We start from the raw sequence: 4,171 nt of genomic DNA, 5'->3' as shown, positions 1-4,171 counted from the left end.
GCCCGGTGCGCACCGGGCCCGGCCGTGCAAACCCGCCGAGGCACGCCGGGCCGTGCAGCGCGCCGTGGCCGAGCGCTGCCGCACGACCCATACCGCGTGTGACGCGGACGCCCTGTCCGACGCGCTGCTCGTCGCCTCGGAGCTGACGACCAACGCGATCCTGCACGGCGGCGGGGTCACCGACTTCCAGGTCGACGTCGACGGCCCCGGTGTGCGACTCTCGGTGAGCGACCGCAGCGACGAACTGCCGGTGGCCGCACCGCCCGCAGATCCGCACGGACGGCTGCGGCACGGCGGGCACGGCTGGCCCATCGTCTGCCGGCTCTCCCGTGACGTCCGCGTGTCCGATCTGCCCGCCGGCGGCAAGTGCATCACCGCCGTCGTCCCCCTGGCCTGAACGCCCGCGGATTGGTTCACTCCAGATTGCACAGCAAAGTGGAGTTTGTTCCACCGGGGTCAGGGCAGACGCAATCTCGTGCTTCGGACCGGAGGCGCGCCAGCGGGAGCGGTGTGTATGACTGCCCCGGAGGCCCTCCAGGCGATCCGGGCAGCGACCCTCCCGCGGTAAGTCCCTGAGACCACCGTTCTTCAGGAGCGAATCCGCATGCTCATCGATACGCCCACGAACCGTCCCGGCACGCCCGAAACGACGACCACCGCCACCCGGCGGCGGCACGACGACGCTCCGGACACCGCAGCCCTCTTCGCCCGGCTGGCGGAGCTGGAGGAAGGGCCCGACCGGGAAGCCGTCCGCGACGAACTCGTCACGCTGTGGCTGCCCATGGCCCACCGCATCGCCGGCCGTTTCCGCGACCGCGGAGAGTCCATCGAGGACCTCCGGCAGGTGGCCGCCCTGGGGCTCGTCAAGGCCATCGACCGGTTCGACCCGAGCCGGGGAGCCTTCGAGAGCTACGCCGTGCCCACCATCACCGGTGAGGTCAAGCGGCACTTCCGGGACCGCATGTGGGCCCTTCGGGTCCCCCGCCGTGTGCAGGAACTGCGCAACAAGGTGCGGGTGGCACGCCGTGAACTCACCCAGAACCCGGGCAGCCCCGAGCCGTCCGTGGCGGACATCGCCGCCCACACCGGCCTGACCGAGGAAGAGGTCGGCGCCGGGCTCGAGGCGCTGGAAAGCTTCAGCACCCTGTCGCTGGACGCCGAACTCTCGGCCGACGACGACGGCTACAGCCTCGCGGACACCCTCGGCGCGGCCGACTCGTCCTACGACGTCGTCGTCGACCGCGAGTCCGCCAAGGAAGGCTTGCGCCGCCTGCCGGAGCGCGAGCGGGCCATTCTCTACATGCGGTTCTTCGAGGACATGACGCAGAGCCGCATCGCCGATCATCTGGGCATCTCCCAGATGCACGTCTCCCGCCTCATCAGCCGCAGCTGCGCCCGCGTGCGCGACGAGGTCCTGGGGCAGCGGACGGGCACCCGCGGCACCTCCACGACGGCCTGACCACCCGAGCAACCGAGGAGCGAGGAACCATGCTGAGGCCCCATCCCGCCGTGCTGCGCCGCCTCGTCGACGAGTACGAGGCACTGTCGGCCGCTATGAGAGCGGGCGAACCGGCCGACCCGAGCGCGCGGGCACGTGACCTGGCGTACACGTTGTGCGTGTCCACCGGCACCCGGGACGTCGAGCGTGCCCTGGAGGTCGCCCACCGGTGGCTCGCGACCGCACCCGCACCGGCCCGCGACCCCGCCCCGGCCACCACCACCCGGCAGCGCACACCGACCCCGGAGCCCGCGTGACCGGAGTGTGCGCATGACGTGACGGGGAAGGCGTGGCACCGAAGGGGCCCGGCCGACGGCGGCAGCCGAGGCCGGGCTCTCTCGTGTCATGTCAACCTAGACCGGGGAGTTCCATGTCCACAGCGGGACGGAAGGCCGCAGACGACGACGCCGAACTGGAGCGCCTGCGCGCCGAGGTGCGCGACCTCCGGGCCCGGGCCCGCGTCTACCCGCTGATCTCACAGGCACAAGGCATGCTTCAGGAGCGGTACGCGCTGCCCGACGGGGAGAGCGCCTTCGCGCTGATGCAGCGGGCGTCCCAGCGGTACAACGTCAAACTGCGGACTCTGGTGGGGTTCCTGGTGACCGCACCGCCCCCCGACAGCCGGGAACGGCTGTGGTTCCCGCGCCGGGTCCGCCGGCCGGAACCCGACCTGACCTTCACCTCGGCCCACCGGTCCGGGTCCGGTAGCCGCGGCGCCCTCCTGAAGGCCGTGCTGAGCAGCACCCTGGCCGTGGTCGACACCGACATGGGCAACCTCCAGCTCACCGACCGGGCCCGGGGCGGCCTGCGCATCGAGGAACACACCGGACTCACGCCCGACTTCGTCGACTTCTTCGCCCACGTCGGCGACGACGGAACCGCCTGCGCGCGGGCCGCCCGAGACCTCGCCCAGGTCACCGTGCGGGACGTGGAGAGCGACCCGGTGTTCAGCGAACCGGCCCGCCGGGCCATCCTCGCGGCGGGGAGCAGGGCCTGTCACAGCGTCCCGCTGACCACGGCGTCCGGCCTGTGCGTCGGCATGGTTTCGGCCCATCTGGACCGGCCCCTCCAGGAACTGACGGCGGCCCAGACCACCGCCCTCGACACCGTGGGCGGCGAGGCGGGCCGGTGGCTAGCCTGGCACGACCGCACGGTGGTCCTGGACGCCCTGGAGCACCTGCACGCCCTCGGCCGCGCCGGCCGGGGGTCGAGGTTCCGGCGGTCCTGACCCCACGCGGCAGACCCCGCCGTGACCGGAATCCCCTGGTCCGGCGAACGGGCCGGGTGTGTGCCGGCCGAGCCGGGGCATCCGGAGTGCCGGGAGGTCCACATGAACACGAGTGCGATGGCACAAGGCGGTCGGATCCGGGCCCGGCGAGCGGCGCGGGGTTCGGCGATCGAGGGGGCGGCACGGGCGGGCCTGGCCGCCCGGGGTGTGATCTATCTGCTCGTCGGGGCCCTGGCGCTGCAGATCGCCTTCGGCGACACGGGTGAGCAGGCCGACCGCGGGGGAGCCCTGGCCGCACTGGCGCAGCAGCCGTTCGGCGCGGTGCTGCTCTGGGCACTGGGCATCGGCCTCGCCGGCATGGCCCTGTGGCGGCTGTCCGAGATGCTGTTCGGCTCCGTCGGACCGGACGGCCGCAGCGCACGCAAGCGACTGCTGGCGACGGCCCGCTTCGCGTTCTACGTCTTCGTCGCCTTCTCCGTGCTGTCGTTCGCGGCGGGCCGCGGCCGCAGTGGCGGTGGATCCAGCGACCGGCAGTCCCAGGACGCCACCGCCAGGGTCCTGGAGATGCCCGCGGGCCAGTGGCTGGTCGGCGCGGCCGGCCTCGCGATCGTCGCGGCCGGCGGCTGGATCGGCGTACGGGCGGTGCTCCGCAAGTACCACGACAAGCTCCGGCTCGGGCAGCTGAGCCCCCGGACACGGCGCCTGGTGGACGTCACCGGCGTGGCCGGCGGCGCCGCCCGCGGGCTGGTGTTCGCCGTGGCCGGGGTCTTCGCCGTCCGCGCGGCGATCGACTACGAACCCGACCGGGCCAAGGGCCTGGACGACACCCTGCGCAGCTTCGCCGACACCCCCCTCGGCCCGTGGCTGCTGGTCTTCGTCGCGGCCGGGCTGGTGCTGTTCGGGGTGTTCTCCTTCGCCATGGCCCGCTGGCGCCGCGTCTGAGCCGCGCCATCCGGGGAACACGAAGCCAATGAGCGATTCCGAGATTCCGCATGGCGACGGCCGGCCCGTGGACGTGTACCTGGACCTCCTGCGCATCCGGATGGACACGGATGACTACCGCCTCCTGATGCGCGTGGTGGAACCGGTCCTCCAGGCGATCGACGAGGAGCGCCTGTCCAGCCTCGACTTCGCGCTCGACTCCGGGGCCGACGACGAACTGCCCCAGGAGGTCCGTGACGAGGTGGCCCTCGTCATCGCCACCGCCGTCACCGGCCGCCTGGACAACGAAGTGATCGAACTCGACGTCGACGAGACCGGCCCGGTCAGGATCGTCACGGACGCGTCCACCGCGTCCGACCCGGTCCGCCTCGGCGAGATCGCCGACTACATCAAGGAACGGCACCGGCAGACGGAGGAGCTGCGGGGCATCGCCGAGGTGAGCGGACTGCCCACGGACTTCTGACCGCCCCGTACGCCTGGCACCCCCGCTCCTGGCGCACCCC

At 72.6% G+C, this 4,171-nt stretch carries 6 protein-coding genes; all 6 read left to right on the top strand.

Annotation, left to right across the window (positions count from 1 at the left end):
• Positions 1 to 397, top strand: a 397-nt coding sequence (locus CCL05_RS40435; protein ID WP_086565572.1) for an ATP-binding protein, incomplete at its 5' end; no start/stop codon positions are given.
• A gap of 207 nt (positions 398 to 604) precedes the next feature.
• Positions 605 to 1,459 carry a SigB/SigF/SigG family RNA polymerase sigma factor gene (locus CCL05_RS40430; protein ID WP_086565571.1) on the top strand — a complete coding sequence of 285 codons (855 nt, stop codon included), beginning with the start codon at positions 605 to 607 and terminating at the stop codon, positions 1,457 to 1,459.
• A gap of 29 nt (positions 1,460 to 1,488) precedes the next feature.
• A complete protein-coding gene (locus CCL05_RS40425) occupies positions 1,489 to 1,755 on the top strand; it encodes a DUF5133 domain-containing protein (RefSeq protein WP_086565570.1) in 267 nt (88 codons plus the stop codon).
• 113 nt (positions 1,756 to 1,868) lie between these two features.
• Entirely contained in the window at positions 1,869 to 2,726 is an 858-nt protein-coding gene (locus CCL05_RS40420; RefSeq protein WP_086565569.1) for an ANTAR domain-containing protein, read from the top strand.
• A gap of 102 nt (positions 2,727 to 2,828) precedes the next feature.
• Positions 2,829 to 3,668, top strand: a complete 840-nt coding sequence (locus CCL05_RS40415; protein WP_086565568.1) for a DUF1206 domain-containing protein — start codon at positions 2,829 to 2,831, stop codon at positions 3,666 to 3,668.
• A gap of 28 nt (positions 3,669 to 3,696) precedes the next feature.
• A complete protein-coding gene (locus CCL05_RS40410; RefSeq protein ID WP_086565567.1) occupies positions 3,697 to 4,131 on the top strand; it encodes a hypothetical protein in 435 nt (144 codons plus the stop codon).
• The last annotated feature ends 40 nt before the right edge of the window (positions 4,132 to 4,171 follow it).

The sequence above is a fragment of the Streptomyces africanus genome, from assembly GCF_002150735.1.
GTDB lineage: Bacteria > Actinomycetota > Actinomycetes > Streptomycetales > Streptomycetaceae > Streptomyces > Streptomyces africanus.
This window is presented reverse-complemented; position numbering and strand designations above follow the sequence as displayed.